General features: G+C 43.7%; 20 protein-coding genes. 13 read left to right on the top strand and 7 right to left on the bottom strand.

All coding sequences use genetic code 11. The features are described 5' to 3' along the window. The first annotated feature begins 72 nt into the window (after nucleotides 1–72). From QWZ04_RS12715 to QWZ04_RS12705, 3 genes are all read left to right on the top strand, one after another. Nucleotides 73–702 carry a thiol:disulfide interchange protein DsbA/DsbL gene (locus QWZ04_RS12715; RefSeq protein ID WP_290328532.1) on the top strand — a complete coding sequence of 210 codons (630 nt, stop codon included), beginning with the start codon at nucleotides 73–75 and terminating at the stop codon, nucleotides 700–702. A gap of 18 nt (nucleotides 703–720) precedes the next feature. Further along, nucleotides 721–1,194, top strand: coding sequence for a BamJ family beta-barrel-assembly machinery protein (bamJ, locus tag QWZ04_RS12710; protein ID WP_290328530.1), 474 nt, complete (start codon nucleotides 721–723; stop codon nucleotides 1,192–1,194). Between the two features lie 601 nt (nucleotides 1,195–1,795). Continuing rightward, nucleotides 1,796–3,562, top strand: coding sequence for a methyl-accepting chemotaxis protein (locus tag QWZ04_RS12705; protein ID WP_290328528.1), 1,767 nt, complete (start codon nucleotides 1,796–1,798; stop codon nucleotides 3,560–3,562). A 92-nt stretch (nucleotides 3,563–3,654) separates the two neighbouring features. On the opposite strand, the gene folE is transcribed toward QWZ04_RS12705, so the two are convergent. Continuing rightward, complete coding sequence (gene folE / locus QWZ04_RS12700; protein WP_290328526.1) at nucleotides 3,655–4,308, bottom strand: GTP cyclohydrolase I FolE; 654 nt, start codon at nucleotides 4,306–4,308, stop codon at nucleotides 3,655–3,657. A gap of 164 nt (nucleotides 4,309–4,472) precedes the next feature. On the opposite strand from folE, the gene moeA reads away from it, so the two are divergent. Together moeA and moeB are read left to right on the top strand one after the other, a co-directional pair. Then, on the top strand, nucleotides 4,473–5,708 hold the full coding sequence (gene moeA / locus QWZ04_RS12695) for a molybdopterin molybdotransferase MoeA (protein WP_290328524.1): 1,236 nt from the start codon (nucleotides 4,473–4,475) through the stop codon (nucleotides 5,706–5,708). A gap of 9 nt (nucleotides 5,709–5,717) precedes the next feature. After that, nucleotides 5,718–6,470 (top strand): molybdopterin-synthase adenylyltransferase MoeB, encoded by a 753-nt coding sequence (gene moeB / locus QWZ04_RS12690; RefSeq protein WP_290328522.1) that lies wholly within the window; start codon nucleotides 5,718–5,720, stop codon nucleotides 6,468–6,470. Nucleotides 6,471–6,580: 110 nt separating this feature from the next. Here the strand turns inward: moeB and QWZ04_RS12685 are convergent, their stop codons facing one another. After that, the gene (locus QWZ04_RS12685) at nucleotides 6,581–7,975 is read right to left on the bottom strand and encodes an ATP-binding protein (RefSeq protein WP_290328519.1); all 1,395 of its coding nucleotides are present in this window, start codon (nucleotides 7,973–7,975) and stop codon (nucleotides 6,581–6,583) included. 70 nt (nucleotides 7,976–8,045) lie between these two features. Next, the gene (locus tag QWZ04_RS12680) at nucleotides 8,046–8,744 is read right to left on the bottom strand and encodes a response regulator (RefSeq protein ID WP_290328517.1); all 699 of its coding nucleotides are present in this window, start codon (nucleotides 8,742–8,744) and stop codon (nucleotides 8,046–8,048) included. Between the two features lie 221 nt (nucleotides 8,745–8,965). On the opposite strand from QWZ04_RS12680, the gene QWZ04_RS12675 reads away from it, so the two are divergent. The 3 genes from QWZ04_RS12675 to QWZ04_RS12665 all read left to right on the top strand — a co-directional run bounded on the left by QWZ04_RS12675 (nucleotide 8,966) and on the right by QWZ04_RS12665 (nucleotide 12,573). Next, nucleotides 8,966–9,277, top strand: a complete 312-nt coding sequence (locus QWZ04_RS12675; RefSeq protein WP_290328515.1) for a hypothetical protein — start codon at nucleotides 8,966–8,968, stop codon at nucleotides 9,275–9,277. Nucleotides 9,278–9,336: 59 nt separating this feature from the next. Then, the gene (locus tag QWZ04_RS12670; RefSeq protein WP_290328513.1) at nucleotides 9,337–10,176 is read left to right on the top strand and encodes a sulfurtransferase; all 840 of its coding nucleotides are present in this window, start codon (nucleotides 9,337–9,339) and stop codon (nucleotides 10,174–10,176) included. Between the two features lie 108 nt (nucleotides 10,177–10,284). Continuing rightward, complete coding sequence (locus tag QWZ04_RS12665; protein WP_290328511.1) at nucleotides 10,285–12,573, top strand: bifunctional diguanylate cyclase/phosphodiesterase; 2,289 nt, start codon at nucleotides 10,285–10,287, stop codon at nucleotides 12,571–12,573. Between the two features lie 56 nt (nucleotides 12,574–12,629). Here QWZ04_RS12665 and QWZ04_RS12660 read toward each other — a convergent pair whose 3' ends face one another. Further along, nucleotides 12,630–13,928 carry a glycoside hydrolase family 18 protein gene (locus QWZ04_RS12660; RefSeq protein ID WP_290328509.1) on the bottom strand — a complete coding sequence of 433 codons (1,299 nt, stop codon included), beginning with the start codon at nucleotides 13,926–13,928 and terminating at the stop codon, nucleotides 12,630–12,632. A 178-nt stretch (nucleotides 13,929–14,106) separates the two neighbouring features. Continuing rightward, on the bottom strand, nucleotides 14,107–15,099 hold the full coding sequence (locus QWZ04_RS12655) for a sugar-binding transcriptional regulator (RefSeq protein WP_290328506.1): 993 nt from the start codon (nucleotides 15,097–15,099) through the stop codon (nucleotides 14,107–14,109). Nucleotides 15,100–15,548: 449 nt separating this feature from the next. Here QWZ04_RS12655 and tal point away from each other — a divergent pair, with 449 nt between their 5' ends. The 4 genes from tal to QWZ04_RS12635 all read left to right on the top strand — a co-directional run bounded on the left by tal (nucleotide 15,549) and on the right by QWZ04_RS12635 (nucleotide 21,337). Beyond that, complete coding sequence (gene tal, locus QWZ04_RS12650) at nucleotides 15,549–16,499, top strand: transaldolase (protein ID WP_290328505.1); 951 nt, start codon at nucleotides 15,549–15,551, stop codon at nucleotides 16,497–16,499. Nucleotides 16,500–16,594: 95 nt separating this feature from the next. Beyond that, nucleotides 16,595–18,586 (top strand): transketolase, encoded by a 1,992-nt coding sequence (gene tkt, locus QWZ04_RS12645; protein WP_290328503.1) that lies wholly within the window; start codon nucleotides 16,595–16,597, stop codon nucleotides 18,584–18,586. Between the two features lie 255 nt (nucleotides 18,587–18,841). Continuing rightward, nucleotides 18,842–20,407 carry a YjjI family glycine radical enzyme gene (locus tag QWZ04_RS12640; protein ID WP_290328501.1) on the top strand — a complete coding sequence of 522 codons (1,566 nt, stop codon included), beginning with the start codon at nucleotides 18,842–18,844 and terminating at the stop codon, nucleotides 20,405–20,407. A gap of 6 nt (nucleotides 20,408–20,413) precedes the next feature. Beyond that, the gene (locus QWZ04_RS12635; RefSeq protein ID WP_290328499.1) at nucleotides 20,414–21,337 is read left to right on the top strand and encodes a YjjW family glycine radical enzyme activase; all 924 of its coding nucleotides are present in this window, start codon (nucleotides 20,414–20,416) and stop codon (nucleotides 21,335–21,337) included. Between the two features lie 4 nt (nucleotides 21,338–21,341). Here the strand turns inward: QWZ04_RS12635 and QWZ04_RS12630 are convergent, their stop codons facing one another. Together QWZ04_RS12630 and QWZ04_RS12625 are read right to left on the bottom strand one after the other, a co-directional pair. Next, nucleotides 21,342–22,262 (bottom strand): LysR family transcriptional regulator, encoded by a 921-nt coding sequence (locus tag QWZ04_RS12630; RefSeq protein ID WP_290328497.1) that lies wholly within the window; start codon nucleotides 22,260–22,262, stop codon nucleotides 21,342–21,344. A gap of 629 nt (nucleotides 22,263–22,891) precedes the next feature. After that, nucleotides 22,892–23,773 carry a hypothetical protein gene (locus tag QWZ04_RS12625; protein WP_290328494.1) on the bottom strand — a complete coding sequence of 294 codons (882 nt, stop codon included), beginning with the start codon at nucleotides 23,771–23,773 and terminating at the stop codon, nucleotides 22,892–22,894. Between the two features lie 258 nt (nucleotides 23,774–24,031). On the opposite strand from QWZ04_RS12625, the gene QWZ04_RS12620 reads away from it, so the two are divergent. Further along, nucleotides 24,032–24,253 carry a hypothetical protein gene (locus QWZ04_RS12620; protein WP_290328492.1) on the top strand — a complete coding sequence of 74 codons (222 nt, stop codon included), beginning with the start codon at nucleotides 24,032–24,034 and terminating at the stop codon, nucleotides 24,251–24,253. The last annotated feature ends 82 nt before the right edge of the window (nucleotides 24,254–24,335 follow it).

The following is a 24,335-nucleotide window of genomic DNA, read 5'->3' as shown; positions in this document are numbered from 1 at the left end:
GGAACCAATCGCTTTCTTTTACTTCTAATTGATGTAGATTCAGTTTTCAATCATGTAGGTTATTTGATAAATATGTCTAAAAATAAATTTTCTATCTTGGTCGCTTTAGTTAGCTCTTTTTTTCTTATAGCTTGCAGCGAAAATGACCAGCAGCCACAAAAAGGCCAGCAATACTCTCAGTTGCCAACGACTCTGACTCAATCGAGTATTACACCCGTCACTGAAGTCTTCTCTCTTACTTGTGGTCACTGCCGCACGATGGAGAGCATGGTTCCGCAAATAGAAGACGGTATCAAACAGCCCATTAGCAAGGTACACGTCACGTTCAATGAAAGCGCGCAAATCGGAGCGCTGATTTACTATGCGGCGCAAATGCAACTCGATAATACGCCAGATCACGCCATGATGGATGAACTGTTCGAAGCCGTTCAATCTCGCGATCACGTAGACACAGCAGCAAAACAAAAAGCCATTGAAGAGATCTTCAACTCTCGAGGTCTTGTAAGCCCATACCAGTTTGACGAAATTCAGCAAAAAGCGCTATTTGAAGAACTTTCTGTTGCTGAAAGCATTACTACACAAGGTCAGTTTAATTCGGTGCCAACTTTCATTATCAATGGTAAATACCAGCTCATTACCTCTGGGCATAAAGATGTTAATGACATAGTAAACACGATAAACTACCTACTCTCTCAACCATAAAGACTATAAGGATAGCTTGTGTCTAAGTATCTATTTCCAGCCATTATTTTTATTCTTGCTGGATTTTTTATCTACCGCACGTGGACTAACCACAAAGCAGCAGACGTTAACTTTGCTCAAGGGCAAGAGTTTTTAGCTCAGAATGCCAAGAACGAAGGTATTGTTGTGACTGAATCCGGCCTTCAATACCAAGTAATTCAAGAAGGCACAGGTACCGAACACCCAACGCTAGACAGTAAAGTGACGGTTCACTACCACGGTACTCTAATTAACGGTGAAGTGTTCGATAGTTCAGTTGACCGCGGTGAGCCAATTGCATTCGGTCTTAAGCAAGTGATTAAGGGTTGGCAAGAAGGCGTTCAATTGATGGTCGTAGGGCAAAAAATTCGTCTGTTTGTTCCAAGCACGCTTGGTTACGGCAAAAACGGTTCAGGCCCTATCCCACCAGCTACCGTCCTAATTTTTGATATTGAATTACTCGCTATCGACTAATCGTTAGTGACGCCCGAAGCAATATTTAATATAGCTGCCCTCTGGCAGCTTTATTTTTATATGCATACGGGTGATTATTGATATTTATGAATCACGACTAAGTGGCACAACAAGCATATAAAACCAAACCAAAATAGATTTGAAACAGAACCATTTTCAACTTAGTGCGTAGTACAATCTCCCCACACTGAAATAATAGACTAATCAATAGTTGACTATTTCATTACTCAGATTACTCCATGGTGTAAAGACCGCCTCTCAGAATGATTCCTTTTTTATCAGGCATGACAAACTGTTACAAAGCTCTGGCGTATGTAACGGAATAGAAGTCATATTTATTTACATTTTTACAACTTTTACTTTAACCTGAATCAAAAACAGCTAAGATAAATAGAGGTGACATTAGATCACTACTCTGTTAGTTGGAATTGATTGGGGTACAAATGCACAAAATTAACGCATATGTACCACTTTGAAGGTTTGGTTTCGGGCAGGAAAACCCGTCAACCTTAACAAAAGTGTAACATTTAAGTTGAGTTTTATTTGTAACATTAATGTATGGCTTCAACCTTCTGTCATTTAGCTCAAAGAAGTGCGAATTATGAATATCAAATCTCGTCTTATCCTTCTTGGATTGATTTCAATCCTGGGTATTGCCACCATTTTAGGTGTCTCTATCAGTTTCTCTAATACGGTTGGTGAGTTAGCATCAGCTAGGACTCAACTCGTTGAATTAGAGGTGAGACTTCTCAATTTACGCCGTAATGAAAAAGACTTTTTACTAAGAAAAGATACGAAATATCTTTCGAAATTCAACGAAAATGCCGCTCTCTTTGTTGATATCAACCAAAGCATTTCAAGCGTACTCGCTAAACACAATATCCCTTACCCAACTCGACTTCGATCTGATCTCGATGTGTATAAAGGCAAATTTGCTACATTAGTTTCAGGTAATCAAGTATTAGGTCTAAAAGAAGACCAAGGCTTGATGGGCAATTACATGTCGATATATCAGCGCCTAATCACTTCTTCGACTCCAGAAAAAGAGCTAGCCCTGGATCATTTTCACCACAACTTACTGAAAGGTGACTTCAAACCTGAAACGCTTGAGGGTTTCGTGTTTAAGGAGTTCACCGATGCGGGTGAGAAAGTCATCAAACAAATGCACCACGTTGGAATGAAACACGATGAAGGCTTAATGGGTGATGTACGCTCTGCGTCTCATCAAATTGAAGAGCAATTTACCGCTGCATCTGAAGCGCTGCAATCTGGCGTTGCAAGCTATGAAAGCCGCCTCTCTACTATACAATGGTCGGTTACTGGTGCGATTATCTTAGTGATTGCCCTAGTGCTTTTCCAAATCGTAACGTCTATCAACTCTATGATGAACAAGCTGCTCACCACAATCCAAACGATCTCAGAAACCAATAACATTGCTATGCGTACCGATGTTTCAGGTAAAAGTGAGCTTGCGACATTAGGACGTTACTTCAATGATCTATTGTCTAGCATTGAAGATTTGGTGTCGGGTTCTCAAGTTAAGTCTAAAGCACTGTTTAGCAGCACTGAGAGCATGCACGGGCAACTTCAAGGTGTTATCGAAAAGTTTGGCGTACAGAGTGAACACACCACGACTATGGCGACTGCGGTACAAGAGATGGTATCAACCATAGCTGAAATATCTGAAAGTACTGCCATTGCCGCCGAAGGGGTTCAACAAGCAGCGAACCATGCAAACAGCGGCCGTGAAGTCGTAAGCAGCACCGTAGACAACATTAATGGCCTATCAAATACTCTCGCTAACAGCCAAGCTTCGATCGGGTCTTTGAATCAACACGTGTCTCAAATTGGTGGCGCGGTAGAAATGATTCAAGGAATAGCCGAGCAAACTAACTTACTTGCACTTAACGCAGCTATTGAAGCGGCACGCGCCGGTGAGCAAGGCCGTGGTTTTGCAGTAGTAGCGGACGAGGTTCGAGCACTTGCTAGCCGTACTCATGAATCAACACAAGAAATTACAACGGTAGTCAACGCAATTCAAAACCAAATGTCGACCGTTGTTGATGATATTGAAACTTGTAACCGTCAAGGGGAGGAAACCAAAGAATTCTCTCAAACGCTTGACCAAAACTTCTCGCAAATCATTACTGATATGGACAACATCCAAAGTAATTCTGAACGTATTGCCTCAGCGATTGAAGAGCAAGGCATTGTAATGAACCAAGTAGCGGAATCTATCACTGAACTTCAGATGATTTCGGATGACAACATGGTTTCTGCTAAGCAGTGTTTTGAAGAAGTAGACAGTGTTCAAGTTCAAGCACAGGACATGGACCAAGCGGTTGCTCAATTCAAAACTAACGCTTAGTTAGTCACTGGGTTCAGTAAAACAAAGCTAAATCGACACGTACAAAAAGGGCTCCTTCAGTAGGAGCCCTTTTATTTTTTCACGACTAAGTATTAACGTAACCCGTGCAAAAACTCGTGTCGAGTGGCTGGGTTCGATTTGAAAATCCCGCCTAATGCCGTTGTCGTTGTGACGCTGGTTGCGTCCATCACTCCGCGAGATTTCACACAATAGTGTACTGCATCCATGGTAATAGCGACGTCATCGGTTTCTAACAGCGCTTGCAACGCCACTAATACCTGCTGCGTCATGCGCTCTTGTACTTGAGGACGCTGTGCAAAGAAGCGTACGATACGGTTAATTTTGGAAAGGCCAATAATCTTAGAGCGAGGGATATACGCAACTGCCGCACGACCATCGATGGTCACTAAATGGTGCTCACAGGTGCTGGTAACCGTGATGTCTTTTACTCTCACCATTTCACTGCACGACATTTTGTTTTCAATCACCGTGATTTTGGGGAAGTTCGCGTAGTCTAAACCTGAGAATACTTCATCGACGTACATCTTAGCGATACGGCGGGGCGTCTCTTCTAGGCTGTCATCACTGAGATCAAGTTCTAGCAAGTTCAAAATTTCTCGCATGTGATGTTCAATTTTTTCTTTTTTCTCATCTCGTCCAATATCATTTGGGCGCAGCGGAGTTTCAATTCCATTTTTAGCCAGTGCGGTTTTCACTAACTTGGCTGATTCACTTATACCCGACATGCATACTTCTCCCATGCGTAATAGTTGGACCGATATAGAATAGCTGACAAATATACTCGGAATTTTGATCAATTACACCCATATTTTGAAACGGGTTAATGCTTCGCAGCCCTTAACTATGCTAAGGTTGCGCTAACAAAAACGACAAAGTATAGGAAAAATTTATGGGTTGTTGCGACGCTCCAGGTTTGATGCCGATTGAAGAAGCGATGGACAAAATGCTCTCTACGGTTAAACCGCTTTCAGACACTTCAGATGTACCGTTAATGGACGCATGTGGCAGTGTGCTTTCCAAGTCTATTCGCTCCCCTATTTTTGTCCCTCCTTTTGATAATTCAGCGATGGACGGATACGCGGTTCGTATCCAAGACTTAAGCTCAGGTAAAGCACTGCCTCTCATTGGTAAGTCATTTGCAGGCCAACCTTTCGAAGGTGATTGGCCACAAGGTACCTGCATTCGAATCATGACCGGAGCCAAAATTCCAACGGGTTGTGATGCGGTCATCATGCAAGAAAATACCGCGGTGACCGACGCTGGTATTGAAATCCATCAGTGCGAAGTAAAACCCAACTCTAACATTCGCCCCTGTGGGGATGATATTGGTGAAGGCGACCTCGTTCTAGAGCAAGGCCACCGCTTAACGCCTCGTGATATTCCGATGATCGCTTCACTGGGCATAGCCAAGGTTGAAGTCTACCGCCAAGTAAAGATTGCTTTTTTTTCAACAGGTGACGAACTAAAACCATTAGGTGAGCCTCTTCTTGAGGGGCAAATCTACGATAGTAACCGCTATGGCATCAAAGAACTGATTGAGAAATTTGGCTGTGAGGCCATTGATCTCGGTATCATTCCAGACTGCCCTGACCTACTCAGAAAAGCGTTTGAAAGCGCTCAAAACCAAGCCGATATCGTTGTAACTTCTGGCGGTGTTAGCGTTGGCGAAGCTGATTATACCAAAGACATTTTGGAAGAAATGGGCGAAATTGGATTCTGGAAGCTGGCCATCAAACCTGGAAAACCATTCGCATACGGTTTACTAGAAAACGCATTGTTTTGTGGATTACCCGGTAATCCGGTGTCTGCGATGCTAACCATGTACGTTTTGGTTCAGCCTTTGGTTGCCAAGCTCAGTGGACACAGCGAATGGAAAGAACCAGCGCTAATTCCTGCAATCACTCGCTCTCGATTCAAAAAATCACCCGGACGCACCGATTACCAACGTGCAATCTATACCATTGAAGATGGTCAGTTTGTTATTGAGAGCACGGGCAATCAAAGCTCTGGCGCATTCCGCTCGATGAGCCTCGCCAATTGTTTCGCAGTGCTTGAAAATGAGCGTGGAAATATTGAAGTGGGTGAAACCGTTCAGCTTCAACTGTTCAATAACACGTTGTACTAGGGCTCTATTTTGGAACTGTTATCCGATAAAGAAATGTTACGCTACAACCGTCAGATCATTTTGAAGCAATTTGATTTTGAAGGGCAAGAAGCGTTAAAGCAAAGCTCAGTTCTTATCTTAGGTGCCGGGGGGCTGGGTTGTGCTGCAAGCCCATACTTGGTCAGTGCTGGTGTGGGAACCGTAACTCTCATCGACGATGATGTGGTTGAAGTGTCCAACCTACAACGCCAGGTTTTGCATAATGATGACACCGTTGGGCTTAAGAAAGTCGAGTCTGCGGCACAAGCGTTATCAAAGCTCAATCCTTATGCGTCCGTCAACACAATAGCAAAACGGCTCGGCGATGACGAACTGCTGCCTTTAGTCAAATCTCATTCCGTGGTGTTAGATTGCAGCGACAATGTAGAGACTCGTAATCAGCTAAATCGATTATGCTTCGCGACTAAAACACCGTTAATTTCAGGCGCGGCAATACGGATGGAAGGCCAGATTAGCGTCTATACCTATCAAAATGACGAGCCATGCTATCAATGTTTGAGTGCGTTGTTCGGCCAACAGGCATTGACCTGCGTGGAAGCCGGTGTGATGGCCCCATTAGTTGGTATCGTTGGTGCGACACAAGCGATGGAAGCCATTAAAGTCATCGCCAAAATGGGGACACCAGTATCCGGTAAATTGCTAATGCTCGATGTCATGAGCATGTCTTGGCGGGAAATGAAATTAGCAAAAAATACTGGCTGCTCTGTATGTGGTTCAACCTAACGTTTCGATTTACTGAGCTTTTGAGCTTTTGAGCTTTTGAGCTTTTGAGCTTTTGAGCTTTTGAAAATAGTAAAACAAATGAGCCGATCGGATGATCGGCTTAATTTTGCTTACTTTTCGTTGGCGCAATCACAAACATCTAGCTCAAGTATTAACGTAAAACACGCGCCACCTAACTCACTGTCCGTAACCGCAGCACTGCCTCGATAACGCAATGCAATTTGTTTAACGATGGCCAAACCTAAGCCGTGCCCACCCAATTTCTTGTCTCTTGATTTATCAGCGCGATAGAAAGGTTCGAACAGCATGCTCCAGTGCTCTTTCGGCACGCCGCAGCCATCATCATGTACTTCTATTCGCAATTGGTGATCGGATAGACTTGGCTTAATCAGCACCCGTTTGTTAGCATATCTAAGCGCATTACGCGTTAGATTGGAAACCGCTCGTGAAATTAAACTTGTATCCGCACTCACCAGGTGATTTAACTCAATAGGCAAGTACTCAATTTGTAATGAATAGCCTCGTTGCCATTTTAGTATTTCCTGCGAGAACCAGCTATTAACATCAATCTCTTGGCAATCTAACGGATTATCTGCACGTTCCGCTTTAGCATAGTAGAGAAGTTCATTAACTAATGTCTCCATTTCTTCCGTGTCTTCGATAATACTTTCGACGGAATCAACGCTTTTTTGGTTTGAAGCAATTAAATCAACTTTCGTCGATTTTTTTTCATATTCAATGTTTATTCTCTCTGTTTTCTCGTAGCCCCGCTTGACACCATTTAGTTGCTCTAACAATAGCTCAGCTTGCCATTGAATCCGAAAAACTGGCGTCCGTAATTCATGAGCCACTGCATTCGTAAGTGCTTTATTACTGGTTATAAGAGCAGATATTTTATCCGCCATATGGTTAAAATTACGATTCAGCTTACCAACACGATGGCCGCTTTTTTCTGATACTCTCGCCGAGAAGTCACCATTTGCAAATCTGAGTGTCACCTCCTCTAAGCGACGAAAACGACGACTCAAGAACCAAATTAGCCCCATACAATAGAGACCAAAACCAACAAAGAAAAAAGCCCAGACTAAATTGTCTGCAAACCAAACGGCTTGCACAAGAGGCGAGTTCTCATTGATGTAAAGGCTGTAAATCAGTTCACTGTTATCTAAGGTAAACCACCACATGTTGTCTTGATCGGCAAACGTGTTGGCTTCGGGATTGTTAGCCAAGTAATATTGAACGTGCTTCGGTGTGTCTTGTATATTTTGCTCATCAAATACTTCATGGGTTGACCTAGCGAAGTGCTTAATGATATCTAATGCATTATCCAGCCCAGAGACCATAGAAGTTTCGTTTACTAGGTCGCGCATGGCTTGTGCGCGATAGTGCTCTAATACCACTATATGATCGGTATTAAGCTGGAACACCACAACTTCGTATGTCACCAATGTGGCCGCAAAGAGCACGATCAAGCCGATAAGAGATTCTATGTAAATACGCCACATGGTTTTCTTCGCTATACGTCGGTATTAATTTAATAAGTCAAGCAGTAAGCCCTGACATCGTATTGAGTGATTACCAAGCATCTGCAACGAACAAGTAACCCTTACCGCGAACGGTGATGATGCCCTTTGGATCCGTCGCACCCCCCTCCAGTTTCTTCCTTAAGGCTACGATTCGATTATCAACACTTCGGTCAATACCATCGTAATCGATGCCTCTAAGGGCTTTAGTAAGGGCATCACGAGACAATATATCCCCTGCCGATTGCGCCAGTAACCACAGTAAATCAAATTCACTGTCGGTCAGTGTCACGGAATCACCTAACAGCACGCAGCTACGACTCGCCTGGCTTAACACCAAACCGCCAAACTGCAATTGACCATTCGATGATGCCACCTCAGCGGCGGTTGTTCGCCTTAATAACATTCGAATTCGAGCCAAGAGTACCCGCGGTTTAATCGGCTTAGTGACAAAATCGTCAGTGCCGGTCTCTAACGCTGCAACGTGATCAAAATCATCATCACTCGCCGTCAACATAAGCACTTTACCAGTAAACCATGTCCTGATCTGTCGGCAAATTGTCAGGCCATCTAAGCCTGGTAACATCAAGTCGAGTAGCACAAGATCTGGGCGAACCTCTTCAATCAGAGCGGGCGCAGCCATCCCATCGCCAGTGGTTGCAACGTCAAAACCTTGAGTTTGAAAGTAATCAGCAAGCATTTCTCGTAATTTGTCATCATCTTCAACGATAACAAGCTTGGTAGCAGACATGGCAAGGCATTCCTTATGGTAATGGGTACACTAATAACCATACAATCAAAAGCATCAATAAACAATGAGCCTAGCCTGCGAATTGACAGCAACTTATTGTTAGGAAATAATAAATTAGTTAACGATTACATAGCAGCAGTGGTCAAAAACACAAGCTCAGCTTATGGAATACATGGTAGTGACAAACGCTTACATCATCCCTCACATACGAGAACCAATCGATGGCTAAACTCTACATTGCCGCCTTACTTATGGCTCTAGGAATTAGTTTTCTTATGCTGCTCTCACATTTTCCAGCACAAACCCATATAGGTGGCCCAATATCTGCAACCGTGCAGGATCGGATTTTAACCCAATCTTTAGATGGCCAACGCCACTATCTGCTCCTCTCTCTTGATGAGGAAGTCAATACTGTCATTCGAATTGCAGTCGGTAAAAGTAACCTCTGTCGAACTGGAGACAAAGCAACAGTGCAACCGATTACAACCTTGCTGTCAAAGGAGTTAAGTTATCAACTGATTACGTGTTTATGACTTGATATTTAACCCTTTTTCGTCTTACATTAACGCCTGTTGATATTTAAAGGGACTTAATGATGACAAGCGCACTCGTTTCAGCTCAATGGCTTTCAGACAACATTCATCGCTCAGATATCGTTGTATTAGACGCAAGCTTTGCGAAAATGATCCCCGGAGCGCCGCAGCCCGCTACCGTTGGTTTTATTCCTGGTGCGATTCGATTTGACTATGATGCGGTGATTTGCGATCAGTCTAGTTCACTTCCTCACATGCTACCCAGCCCTGAAGACTTCCAAGCACACGTTCAAAGAATGGGCATCAACACCGATTCAACCGTTGTCGTCTACGATGATGCTGGCACATACGGATCCCCGAGAGCGTGGTGGATGTTTCGTGTCATGGGATTTGAGAACGTGTTCGTATTAAACGGTGGTATCAAATCTTGGGTTAACCAGGGAAATAGAACTCTTGCCAACCTCAGTTTCGCCGCATCAAAAGGAAACTTTCAAGCGGAGTATCAAACCCGTTGGTACGCCCATTCAAATGATGTACTTAATGCAATTAAAGACCCGACGGATCTTATCCTAGACGCCCGTTCTCAAGCTCGATTTTTTGGCTTGGTTCCAGAGCCACGCGCTGGTTTACGCTCGGGCCACATTCCGACATCTAAAAGCCTACCTTTTGCTACATTACTCAACGGTGACGAGTTAAAACCCGCCCATGAACTTGATGAAATAATGAGTCGATTTATCACGTCAAATTATGAAAAAATCACGTTCAGTTGTGGCTCTGGCGTAACCGCATCAATCCTTGCACTTGCTGCCTATGAATCCACCAATCTTGACTTGCGCGTCTATGATGGCTCTTGGTCTGAGTGGGGGATGAGGCACGATCTACCAGTACAATTGACTTAACCTCTCACAATAAATACGAAGTAAAATCTTTATCGTGACTTTACGCCCAATGTTGATATGATCTTCGGGTTTTTTGGCTGTAAAAAGAATCCATAATACAAGGCAGTAATGGCTAATCTAAAACGGAATATTTGGACGTTATATAAGTTTCTCGTCCTCACCAGCTCTCTTTTGTTTGCATTTATTCTCTATTTACAATTTGACCAAGTAGAAAAGAGCCATTTAGAAGAGCAATATAACTCTGTACAGCTTTTTTCTAATGGCTCTCAAACTCTGTTAGATAATCAAGAAATGATTCTCGATATGCTGGCCGAACGCCTTGTATTTGGGAATACCTTTGAGAGTCATACTGCAACCCAAAATTGGCTCAATAGCCTCTTGTCTATCAATTCAAATATTGCGGCATTTGGCCTAGCCCGACCTAACGGTGTTATCGAATTAGCTAGCTCAAACCTTAAACTCGATCAACAGCCCAACTTACTCAAGCAAGCCAAAACGCGACACTCTTTTAGCAAGGCTCTTACCAGCTATAAAATGGTCATCGGTCGTTCTTACTACAAGTCCGACATCAATCAGTTAATTCTGCCTATACGAAAAGCCATCCGAGACGACAATGGCCACGTTATCGCAGTCATGACAGCAGGGCTAAAACTCGACGGTACAACTCTATTTGATATTGAGTTGCACAATGGAGAAGATCACCAGATAGGACTAATAAGAAACGATTTCTTCATCCAATATATGATTGCTTCTGACGTCAACCCTGTCAATTACGACGAGCCACTAGACGCCGATAGCTTTCTTAGCACATTGCGTGATATCAGTGCAGCAAATAGCTTAACTCTTACTCAACTGAAAGGCTCTACCAAGCCCGTATCAGCTAATGTGTTTAACCACACAACACCATCTTCATATACAGTCAAATATTTGCCACGCTACGATGTATGGGCCGTCTCAACGGTTGCACTCGATCATATCGCGTTAGAGTACCTACTTAGCATTGTCATTTACATCGTCATTTACCTGATGCTGCTACTCGTATTTTACGTCTTTATTCGCTCGATTGACCAACATGAAAAAGAACGCCGCAAAGAACTGCTGTATCAAGCCCACCATGATCCTCTGACCTCATTGCCGAATCAGCACTATTTGCGCACTCATGCCCGTAAGTGGTTTAAGCACTCCATGAAGCCAGCATCTTTGCTGTATTTGGACATCAATCAATTCAAGCGCATCAATGACAGTGCGGGTCATAAGATTGGCGACAAGATCCTCATCTTGATCGTAGAACGACTTAAGAATCTACTTACAGACGATGCACTGCTGGTCAGAGAGAGTGGTGATGAATTTCTGATCGTCACGTCAACAATAGACAAATATGAATTAGAGCGATTATCTCGCAGTATTCTTAGCAAACTATCTCAACCTTTTTCGGTTGACGACTACAGTTTTATCTTAAGTTGCAGCATTGGCATCTCTCAGTATCCCAAACAAGGGTTGCACCTTGATGAGTTACAACGAAGTGCAGACATAGCCATGTATCAAGCAAAAAGCCAAGGGAAAAACATCAGCTTTTTTGATGAAGAAATGCAAGCTTGCTACTTGCAAGAAATACAATTGGAACAAAGACTACGCAGTGCCATCAACGACAAAAAATTGTCTATGGCTTATCAGCCGCAAATTGACAGTAATGGCCAGTTACACGGCGTAGAAGCACTCGTGCGCTGGAGTGATTGTGAGTTTGGCTTTATCCCGCCAGACCAGTTTATTCCGATCGCTGAGAACTTTGGATTAATGCCTAAACTAGGGCAATTGATCATGGAAATGACACTGACCGACATGGAAGCCCTACAGCGAGAGTTAGGCTATAGCTTTCAAACCGCCATCAATATTTCGGTCAAACAAATTACACAAGGTGATTTTCTAGATAACTTGTTATTAACAGTTCAAAAAAGTCGTTATAACCAGCGGTACATTACGCTAGAAATTACTGAGAACCTGTTTATTGAAGACAAAGAAATCATGCGCCCTCTGTTTGCTAACTTGAAGAAGTTAGGCATGCGTATTTCATTGGACGACTTTGGCACCGGGTACTCGTCATTGAGTATCTTGGGCGAGTTACCCTTTGATGAAATCAAAATCGATAAGAGCTTTGTCGACAATATCGATATTGATGAAAAGTCCTATAAAATGGCTCAGAACATCATCTCCATCGCTAAGAATTTCGATAGAGAAGTACTTGCTGAGGGTGTTGAAAGTAAAGAGCAAGAAACAATACTGCGAGAGTGCGGTTGTGATCTTTTCCAAGGCTACTACTACGCTCGCCCGATGAGGTTTAAAGATTTAAAACAATTTCTCACCGTTAAGTCCCCGCAAAAATTAGCGACCGTGGAATAAAAAACAGCGCATAGTGCGCTGTTTTGAAAAGAGATAACCGATTATCACTCGTAAAACTAGTCTTGAGTCATCTCTTGGTACATGGTTTTTGTTAACTCACCACTTGGATCACCGGACAATTCCCAAGAGAATATCCCCCCTAGGTTGGCATCTTTAGCCCATTTAACTTTGGCTTTAATTGACTGAGCATCCTCAAATGAAATGAATACCTTTTTATCCTCATTCCAAAGAAACGGCGCGTGTGCCTCTTTGTCGTATTTATATTGGTAGCCTTGGCTTTCCCCATAGTTCCTCATTAGATCCCAGAACATAAAGTAGCCATTCTCTCCGGTTCCAAATTGTGCGCCCTGCTTAGAAACAAGATCCGATGTTGGTAGCTGACCATTAAAGTTCTCGGTACCTTGCCATCCGCGCCCATAAAATGCGGCCCCCAGCACCAGCTTCTCATTAGGGATACCCTGCTCTATCATCTGGTTGATGAACACATCTGCTCCCATCCCCCACCAACAGCGCTCTGTCGCATGCAAGTTTGTTAAGTGACCCGTTTGACTTCCCCAACCTCCAAGAAAATCATAAGTCATTGCGAACATGTTGGTTAAATAAGGGGCAGCATTCTTCCAGTCAATTTGAGCCGCTTTAGGCCCAACGCCCACGGCTGTAGAAAGTTCGTACGCTCGCTGCGTTTGTTGGGAAAGTGAATCTAAATCATGACGTAATGTTTTTACCAGTAAAGTGAATGCATCGCGCTCTGATGCTTTTTGCTCGTCGTTCAATTTAGTGTCAGGATTCCAAGGAGACGTCGTTAAACCACCGCCACCTGGATACTCCCAATCCAGGTCGATTCCATCAAAGAAATCGTATTTGGCGATCAGCTCTACTGCTGTCTTAGAAAAGTGGCGTATCGCGGCATCATCTTTAGCCATGGCATGGAACGATTCTGACATCGTCCATCCGCCAAACGATGGCAGTACTTTTATTTTCGGGTGATCTTGCTTCAGTTGAGCAAGTTGGGCGAAATGACCTTTGTAGGGAACATCGACTTTTACTGTGCCAAAGTCATGCTGCAGCGCCGATTTAGTATCAACAACAATCGCCGTAAACGGAGCTTTGCCCTTACATTGTTCATTTACCTGCTTTTGAACTTGTTCACTGGCACCTTTATGTGGGCCACACATGCTTAAAAAAGCATAAATAATATGAGTTAAGTTGTCAGCTGGAATATCATTAACAGTATATGGGTTACTTTGGTTTTCGTACTGCCAGTCTGCAAAATAACCTGCTACCACTTTCTCTGCGGCCGTCGCTGGCGCGCACATCCCCCCAACAACGGCAGCTGTGATTAACGCTTTTTTCATGATGATTCTCCTTGGTTATGTGTTTATAAAATAACCGCAGAGAAATTTGTTCACGTTCTGAATTAATAAATTAGTGAATAGACGATGAAATCTGTTGTTTTCATTTAAGTTATTGCATTAATTACATATTCACTTTGTAGTGACTCGCAAAGCTAACATCTAGATTCACGGTGTTTTCCTACAACTTCGTCATCTGCTCATCAAGGTTAAGTACCGTAAGAGCATTACTTACACTGGTCGCTATCACATCTACGACCCCTGTTCGCAATGCACCCAACAGCGCCAAAGGCTTACTATTTTCTGCCGCGATCGCTATAACTTCATTGATTGGCCTAAATTCTTCTATCGCTAAGCCAATTACTCGGTCACTCATCACGGTGTTGGCCGTTTCACCGGCAATGTCAAAAAAGTCATAGCCTGCAAAGTCGCCAACAACACCTTGATTCAACCGAGACTGCACGACTTCATCAGCACTGAACCAACCAAGATCAACCATGTAGCTGTTTTCACTCATATCGCCGATACCCACTAAGGCGACGTCAGCTTTTCGGGCTAGATCTAGCGTTTGCTTAACCGTAGAGTTTTGCATAAATGCCATTTTTTGATCTTTGTTTTCAGCATACGCCGGGGCATATAAGGTTTCTGAACTGCCCCCGTATTTTTTTGCTAGCTGACGGCATATATGATCGGCATTGAACATACCGCCTCTAGGGTGTATACCGCCAATACCACAAACAAACTTACACTCCCGTGGCGTAATGACCCCTGTATGATGAGCGACAGCGGATACATTTCTGCCTTGACCGACGGTAACCACCATGCCATTTTTTAACGTGCTCGCGAGATAATTAGAAACAAGCCCCGCCACCTGCAAACGCTGAGATTCTTCGTTTGGCTGATCGAGTGCAACCAAAGCTCTTTTCACACCAAAGCGTTCAATTAAACGTTGCTCAATTTTCGCGCTGAATACTGGGTGATATTTCACCGTAATTTCAACAATGCCTTCATCTCTGGCTTGCTTTAACATCCGGCCAACTTTGGCTCTTGAGATAGAGAACTTACGCGAGATCTCTTCTTGAGTTGCCCCGTCTTGGTAATACGCAACGGAAATCTCGGTTAATAGGTCTGTATTTTCAACAGAGACATCTTGGTTACTGCTATTTACTGCCATATCTTCACCCCAATATACAACTAAACACTTAAATTGGTTCGCACAATTGCTCAGGTGCTAATCATATGTCACACGACCAACTCATTGCAACTTTCGCTCAGTGCCATTACAAATTCTCACACCGTTTTTTGACGTTCATCCTACTTCTCTAGCCCTTGCAAACATTAGGCAAACGTTTAGTTACACACACTAAAAAAAAAGGCCTACAAAAAGCATGATTTTGGTCACTATATGATAGTTCTATGGATTGACTTAATACGTAAATAGGTTAAATATGAATACATCATTTACTCACCAAGTGAGCATATGTTCGAAACAAATGCTCCAGTGAAATAAATTTGTTCTGTTGCCATCTTTAAACCTTATGCCAACCGAACGAAAAATTAACCCGCTTGCAAATGCCAAAGCTTTCTTCTTATAAAAGAAAGCCAATAAATAGGATAACCATCATGAGCAATAAGTTAGAGCAACTTCGTAAACTGACCACTGTAGTCGCGGATACTGGCGATATCGAAGCCATTCGTAAATACCAACCAGAAGATGCAACAACCAACCCTTCTCTAATCCTAAAAGCGGCACAAATTGCGGATTACGCGCCATTGATTGATCAATCTATCGAGTACGCAAAATCACAAAGCCAAGACAAAGCACAACAAGTTCAAGATACTTGCGACATGCTTGCGGTAAACATTGGTAAAGAAATTCTTAAAACCATTCCTGGTCGTATCTCAACTGAAGTTGACGCTCGTCTTTCTTACGATATGGAAGGCAGTGTTACGAAAGCGCGTCAGCTTATCAAAATGTACAACGATGCTGGCATCACTAACGACCGCATCCTTATCAAGCTGGCTTCTACATGGGAAGGCATTCGCGCAGCAGAGATCCTAGAAAAAGAAGGCATCAACTGTAACCTAACGCTGCTTTTCTCATTCGCTCAAGCTCGTGCTTGTGCTGAAGCTGGCGTATTCCTGATTTCTCCTTTTGTTGGTCGCATTATGGATTGGTACAAAGCAAAAGAAGGCCGTGACTTTGAAGCACAAGAAGATCCAGGTGTTGTTTCAGTAGCCGGTATCTACGATTACTACAAAGCCCACGGCTACAAGACCGTCGTAATGGGTGCTAGCTTCCGTAACATCGGAGAGATTTTGGAACTGGCTGGTTGTGACCGCCTAACCATCGCTCCACAACTTCTTGCAGAGCTAGAAGCCGCAGAAGGTGATGTTGTTGAGAAGCTTATCGATTCAAACGGTGCTCAAGCTCGCCCAGCACCAATGACTCACGCTGAGTTCCTATGGGATCACAACCAAGATCCAATGGCCGTTGAAAAACTGGCTGAAGGTATCCGTAACTTCGCTGTCGACCAAGGCAAGCTTGAAGTGATGATTGCTGAAAAGCTGTAGCCCTAAAGCGTAGCGGCCTAACGCCAACGAATACATTCAAGAGGTTACAGCTCTGTAGCCTCTTCACCAAATTTAAAACTAATCTGGAAACCATTATGGATCGTAAACATTTAGCTAATGCAATTCGTGCGCTAAGCATGGACGGCGTACAACAAGCAAACTCTGGCCACCCGGGCGCACCTATGGGAATGGCTGATATCGCTGAAGTACTTTGGCGCTCTCACCTAAACCATAACCCTTCTAACCCAGAGTGGGCTGATCGCGACCGTTTCATTCTTTCTAACGGCCACGGCTCTATGCTGATTTACTCATTGCTGCACCTTGCGGGTTATGAGCTATCGATTGATGATCTGAAAAATTTCCGTCAGTTGCATTCTAAAACTCCAGGTCACCCTGAGTATGGCTACGCACCAGGCATCGAAACAACAACGGGTCCTCTAGGTCAAGGCATCACTAACGCTGTTGGTATGGCAATGGCTGAGAAAGCACTTGCTGCTCAGTTCAACAAAGAAGGCCACGACGTTGTCGATCACTTCACTTATGCATTCATGGGTGATGGTTGTTTGATGGAAGGTATCTCACACGAAGCGTGTTCGCTTGCGGGTACTTTAAGTCTTGGTAAGCTGGTTGCTTTCTGGGATGACAACGGTATTTCTATCGATGGTGAAGTAGAAGGTTGGTTCTCAGACGACACTCCTAAGCGTTTCGAAGCTTACGGCTGGCATGTAATTCCTGCGGTTGACGGCCACGATGCGGACGCAATCAATGCAGCAATTATTGCAGCAAAAGCGGACCCTCGCCCTACTCTAATTTGTACTAAAACAGTCATTGGTTTTGGTTCTCCAAACAAATCTGGTACACACGATTGTCACGGTGCCCCACTTGGCGCCGACGAAATTGCAGCAACACGTAAACAGTTAGGTTGGGAGCACGGTGCGTTTGAAATTCCGCAAGATGTCTATGCGCAGTGGTCTGCGAAAGAAGCAGGCGCAGCTAAGGAAGCAGCGTGGGACGAGAAATTTGCAGCTTATGAAGCAGCATATCCAGAACTTGCAGCAGAATACAAACGACGTGTAAACGGCGACTTACCTGCACAGTGGGAAGCAAAAGCATCAGCGATCATTGCAGATCTTCAAGCTAACCCTGCGAACATCGCATCACGTAAGGCGTCTCAAAATGCGCTAGAGGCGTTTGGTGAAATGCTGCCAGAATTCATGGGCGGCTCTGCTGACCTTGCACCTTCTAACCTAACTATGTGGTCTGGTTCTAAGTCGCTAACGGGTGAAGACTTCTCTGGTAACTACATCCATTACGGCGTACGTGAATTCGGCATGACCGCTATCATGAACGGTATTGCATTGCACGGTGGTTTCGTACCATACGGCGCAACTTTCCTAATGTTCATGGAATACGCGCGTAACGCAATGCGCATGGCTGCTCTGATGAAAATTCAGAACATCCAAGTGTACACGCACGATTCTATCGGTCTGGGCGAAGATGGTCCTACTCACCAACCTGTTGAACAAATCGCATCACTACGCCTAACGCCAAACATGAGCACATGGCGTCCATGTGACCAAGTTGAGTCTGCTGTAGCATGGAAACTGGCTATTGAGCGCAAAGATGGCCCAACAGCGCTTATTTTCTCTCGTCAAAATCTTGCACAACAAGAACGTGATGCAGAACAAGTAGCAAACATTGCGAAAGGTGGTTATATCCTTAAAGATTGCGCTGGCAAGCCAGAGCTTATTCTTATCGCAACAGGTTCTGAAGTAGAACTGGCAACCGAAGCTTACGCTCAACTTACTGCGGAAGGCAAAAAAGTGCGCGTCGTTTCTATGCCTGCTACTGACGCTTTTGACAAGCAAGATGCTGAGTACCGCGAATCTGTACTACCAGCAGACGTAACAGCGCGTATCGCGATTGAAGCCGGCATTGCTGACTTCTGGTACAAGTACGTTGGTTTCGGTGGCAAGATCATCGGCATGACAACGTTTGGCGAATCAGCACCGGCTGGCGAGCTATTCAAGATGTTTGGCTTTACTACTGAAAACGTAGTTAAAACAGCAAAAGAACTGATTGGCTAATAAGATTCACCACTCGTTTTACCTAGTAGGTGAAGCAAGAATAGTGGTGAGTTCTAAGAAATAGCTAAGCCAGAAATTGAGAGCCTCGTAACCTATGTTACGAGGCTTTTCTCGTTAATAGTTTAACCAAAAAATATCGTTAACCTACTCACTCCGGATTTCCCAAATAGAAAAGCCTAGTTAGCGTTATTTCACTTTTGGAAAGCAAAAGATCGCGATATTCTGTTATCCATAAGAATCATATGGATAATAGCCATGACGCTACCAAAATCGCTACTCGATATTGCAACAAACCCTACGCTTTCTGCTAAACAAAAAAGCAATCATCTGGCACTTGAAGCCGATGCGACTATCCCATACGTTACTGTATCTAAATACGTAAGAGCTGCAATGGATGCGGGCATCATCTGCGATATGTTCGAGGGCAACGCCCCGTTCAAACCTCGCTATGTGTTGCCAGACTACGCAAAATTCCTTCAACAAGGCTCAGAATATTTAGAATTGGAACCTGCTCGTGATTTAGATGAAGCATTGAACGCTCTCACCATCATCTACCACCACGTCCCGTCAGTAACCAATATTCCTGTTTATCTAGGCCAACTCGATGACGTGCTGCTGCCATATGTCAATGACATGGATGCAGACCAAGTCTACAAGAAACTTAAGCTGTTTTGGATCATGCTCGACCGCACTCTTCCAGATGCATTTATGCATGTGAACATAGGCCCAACCGATAACATTATCTGTCGAACCATTTTAGCAATTGATGCAGAGCTAAAACAGATAGCTCCTAATCTGACATTTATGTACGATCCAGCGCGGACACCAGACGATCTTTTACGTGTCGCCAATAATAATATTTGCCAAACAGGCAAGCCTCATATTGCCAACTTCCCTATCCATGCTAACGCATTTGACGATAAAGGCTTTGGCATCGTGAGCTGCTACAACTCTCTGCCTTTAGCGGGTGGTGCCAATACGTTGGTGCGAATGAACCTAAAAAAAGTCGCACAATCCTCTGAAAGTATCAGCCAGTTTTTTGAAAAATCTTTGCCGCATTTTAGTCACTTAACGTTTCAGCTAATCGAAGCCCGAACTCAATTCCTGCATGAGCAATCCAATTTTTTCAACAGTTTCTTAGTTCAGGAATCGCTCGTCGAAGAAAATCGATTTGCTCCGATGTTTGGTATCTACGGGATGGCAGAAGCGGTTGAGCTGTTGCTTGAAAAAGAAGGCATTAACGTTACTTATGGCAGCAACGAAGTAGCCAACCAGCTCAGTTATCGCATTTCTGCTGCATTGAGTGATATTGTAGTGAACACCCCAGTCACTCACGGCTATAACGGCAAAGCTCTGTTACACGCACAAGGTGGTATCAGCTTAGACCTTGAAGTGACTCCCGGGGTACGTATCCGATACGGCCAAGAACCAGACCCGATTACTCACCTAAAAGCCGTAGCGCCTCATCACCAGTATTATCCATCTGGGATCAGTGACATCCTGACAATAGATGAAACCGTCAAAGATAATCCTGAAGCCATGTATCAGATTTGCAAAGGCAGCTTAGCGCTTGGAATGCGAGAGTTCACGGCCAACGTCCACTCTAACGACTTGGTTCGCGTCACTGGCTACATGGTCAAACTGTCGGATATCAAGGCATTTAGAGAGAAAGGTTCAAGAGTTAACACGACCGGCTTAGCGGCAGAAGCGGCGCAAAACACAGGAATACTGGACCGAGCACCACGAGTGATAAGCACTGAACATGCACCTTATCAAGCACTCAAAGAACACCACTCGCTTACTGAAAATAGCGTGAGCTAACCAAGTATGTCCGTAGCAAATAATGCTAGGCGCACAACAGAAGCGGTAGTGAGTAAAATACTGCCGTTCTCTTGTGTCGACGGACCGGGAAACCGGCTAGTCGTGTTCTTACAAGGGTGTAACTACGATTGTAAAACTTGTCACAACCCTAGCACCATTAATCACTGCAATCATTGCGGCGAATGCGTAGACACCTGCCCAACCAATGCGATTACTTGGATAAAACACGAGACCAATTCATTAGAGGGGCCATCAAAGAAACCAACCATTACCTGGAACGAAGCGAGTTGCATTCAATGTGACCAATGCGTTGTAACCTGTCGCTTTCAGTCTAGCCCTAAAACCAAGCGGTACAGCGTCGACGAGTTACTCGATGTTGTTCGACAAAACCATCTATTTTTATCTGGCATCACCATGACAGGCGGCGAGTCCACCTTGCAACTCAAGTTCATCATCCAGTTCTTTCAAGCCATTAAAGACGACGAACAACTAAAACACCTAACCTGTTTTGTAGACAGCAATGGCAGCCTAGGCGTAAACGGATGGCAGGCGTTAATTCCAGTCATGGATGGCGCGATGATCGACATAAAGTCATGGCAACAAGAGGCTCACTTATGGCTAACCAAGCGAAATAACCATCGAGTATTCCAATCTATTACCCTGTTAAACGAACACAATAAGCTCTATGAAATACGTTTTCTTCATGTTCCAGGAAAATCTGACTTCGAATTACATGTCAGCGAACTAAGCGAATACTTGAAAACCTTAAGCCCGTTGCCAAGAATTAAAATCAATGCATACAGCAATCATGCTGTCGCTGGGCAAGCTAAAAGCTGGCCGAGCTGTTCACAAGGTGACATGCAAAACCTAGTGACCAAATTCAAACAACAAAGAATAGAAAACCTCATCATTCCATCGGTTTATATTTAGCAACTTAACTAACATTCAGTTCCATGATCTGCTCATGTAACCAACGGAGTGCAGGGTCATTCAGACTAGGTTGATGCCAAACCAAGCTATACGCTACCTCGCCATAGTCAAACGGTAACGGCTTTGCAATCAGCCCTTTCGCTTGCATCGCCTGCTGTGCCCACTTTTTAGAGCTCGTAAATAGCAAATCTGTTTGATGGCACATCAGAGCAGCACTGCCAAAATCTGCAACCGATACCGCGACTCGCCGGTTTTGGTGTTTTTGAGCCAGCTGTAGCTCAAAAAATGGCACACTCAGGTCTGTATCAAATATGCCGATATGACCAAAAGAGAGGTAATCATCCACGGTAAGATCTTTCGTTGCTAATGGGTGGTCTGGGTTCATCAAACACACCATCTCGTCATGTAATATGCTCTGCCAAACCAAATTATTGGTGAGCTTAGGTGGCTGACTTAAGTCATGAGGTAACAAGATAAAATCGAGCTTTCCGTTTGCCAAACCATCAAAACCCAAGCTTTCCTTAGACCGAATCTCCAACCTAACGTTTGGTGCCGCTTGCAACACTTTTGCCGTTAACTTCGCTGCCAAAAGCTCAAAGGTACTTTCACGCATCGCCAATGAAAACCGTCCTTTGTACTTCGCAGGGTCAAAGCTTTCTTGAGTCAGCAGCTGATTCATATCACTGAGCATTTGATGCACGGTTGGCCCTAATCTGCGTGCCAGCGGCGTTGCAATCAAACTGTTACCATGCCGATAAAACAATTCATCACCAAGGCTGGTTCGTAGTTGCGCCAGTGTTTTACTGACAGATGAGGGGCTAACACATAAGCGTTCGGCGCTGCTAGTGACACTCAACGTATCGAGCATGACATGCAAAGTAACCAGATGCTTCATGCTGATTCGAGAAAGTTTAATTAAATCCATAATGCGCTAATAAGAGGTAAGTATTTGATAAAAAAGATCGTTGTTGAGCATAACACTCGTGAGGTTGTTTCAATAATAGAATAGGTATCTTACTTTAGAAAAACAAAAAGCGCTCAACAGTTTCGTGAGCGCTTTTAATTAATTATTCTATTACTGTAAATTGTTCTATTACTGTAACGTGTACTTTTTCTGTATCGTTTACTGTTTAACAATGTTCGTTTACCTGTAGATGTTGCATATTCCTCCATACTGTATTTCATGGGGTTTCTTTTTGAATCAAGACTATGCTATTTGTACATTTCCCGTGACTTATCACTCGGGCCACGCTCCTTTTCTCTCTAAAGGTATAGTCTTAAGTTAGACTAAGTTGTCAGACAAAAAAGTGACACAGGTCTTGTTTTTGGAGATAGAGAACAGCCAAACAATCGTCCTTACTTCCACAAAAAAATCGAACAACGATCAGTGGTAATTAAATCCTTTTCGCATCAGTGAGATACATCGAACACGACCACTAATTTCTGACATCGATACATTACTTCCTGCTTTTCTATTAGTCGGCTAACCGTTCAGTTCCAGGCAAAGTCAGACCAAAACTAAATCCGATCAAAAAAAATCAGATCAAAGCGAAATCAATTCGAAACAAAGTCAGTACGAAATAAATTCAAAAATAAATTTTTAAGCGCATAAAGAAATAGCAAAGGTAACAACACGGTTTTCAGTATGAACAGAACCATCAAGTTAATGAAACCAGCAATGGATGTTTCAACGTCCTCTTTGATGTTTAAAATCTTGTCTTTTTGATTCATCACACCATTCGACACACTGTCCCATTTTTGTTTCATCGCCTCAAAATAACCTTGTTCTGCCTCATCGCCATTTTGTTGATAATCACTATTTGCGTCCCCAAGAAAATCCACTGTTGTGGCAACGACTTGAATCTGATTCGAACTTTCTTGCGTATGCTCTTCCAGAAAAAAGGCATCAACGGCCAAGTTAAGAGACACCGTCACGACCAAAAGAAAACGCACCAAAACAACCACTTTAAACACGGTAAGTACATGATTGATATTGGGTTGAGCACGCTTGTACCAAAGTGCAATTAACATGGCTAGCGAGCTAAGTATTAACACACTGTTTGCTAACGGAGACGCCAGAATGGTGACTAATATTTTTTGCAGTGCCAAAGAGCCAAATGCGAGAGTCATGACCCAGCAAAACTTGTCGATCAAATCGCTAATTGGGCTAAGTAAGGCCCCCACTTTAACAGAGGCAACGCCTGCGGATACTTCGGTGCTTTTTACCAGTGAAATGCCAGCGTCTAGCGTTCTTGCCGTCGCAAAGCTAACTCCAGCGGCCACCATTGAGTGATTAAGCTGCTGCTCGGCATAATCGTCGGCAACGTTAGTTAGTGCGATCGCAGCAATAACCACAATCATCAAAGACAGAAACAGACGATGTTTAAATAAAACATCGAAAATACCTTGGTTAGGTAATAGTTGGGTCGATTGCATCTTAAGTCCAGCTCCTTATTAGCATGAATCCGTCAGTATTTGTTCGATATGAGGCGGATACTACCTTAGCGCTACGTATGAAACAACGAAACAGCCCGGAACTATTGTCATAGTTATTTCCCCAAAAGCTCACAGAATTTCCATAATTACTTTTACGAATAACGATACATTAAAATGCTATAAAAACTCATTTGACGCCACTCCAAATCACTCCTAAATTTTGCTATTAGGTGTGTCAAATAAGGGAGATCATTGAAAATGAAAAGAGCAAGCTCTACGTACCGATTACAATTGATAAAAGAAGTCGCGATCCGTAACCAGCGGCTGCATTCCAATGACCCCATGGCAAGCTACATTCAACACCTGATTGATCATAAGCCTGAACAAGAAGAACACGCAGAGCGCAACCAACGCTTCAGTGGTTGTCACTTCGACGAAGGCGTCGGCGGCTGGGTAAGCGACAGCTGGGACATGAAATAGTCAAACTTATGATACCGAACCACAGCGATCTAAGCTTATTTATCTAACATAGCGCTTCTGAGCACTGTGGTTCTTGTTTGCT

It is taken from the genome of Vibrio tapetis subsp. quintayensis (assembly GCF_030409945.1).
In the GTDB taxonomy this organism is placed as follows: domain Bacteria; phylum Pseudomonadota; class Gammaproteobacteria; order Enterobacterales; family Vibrionaceae; genus Vibrio; species Vibrio quintayensis.
This window is presented reverse-complemented; position numbering and strand designations above follow the sequence as displayed.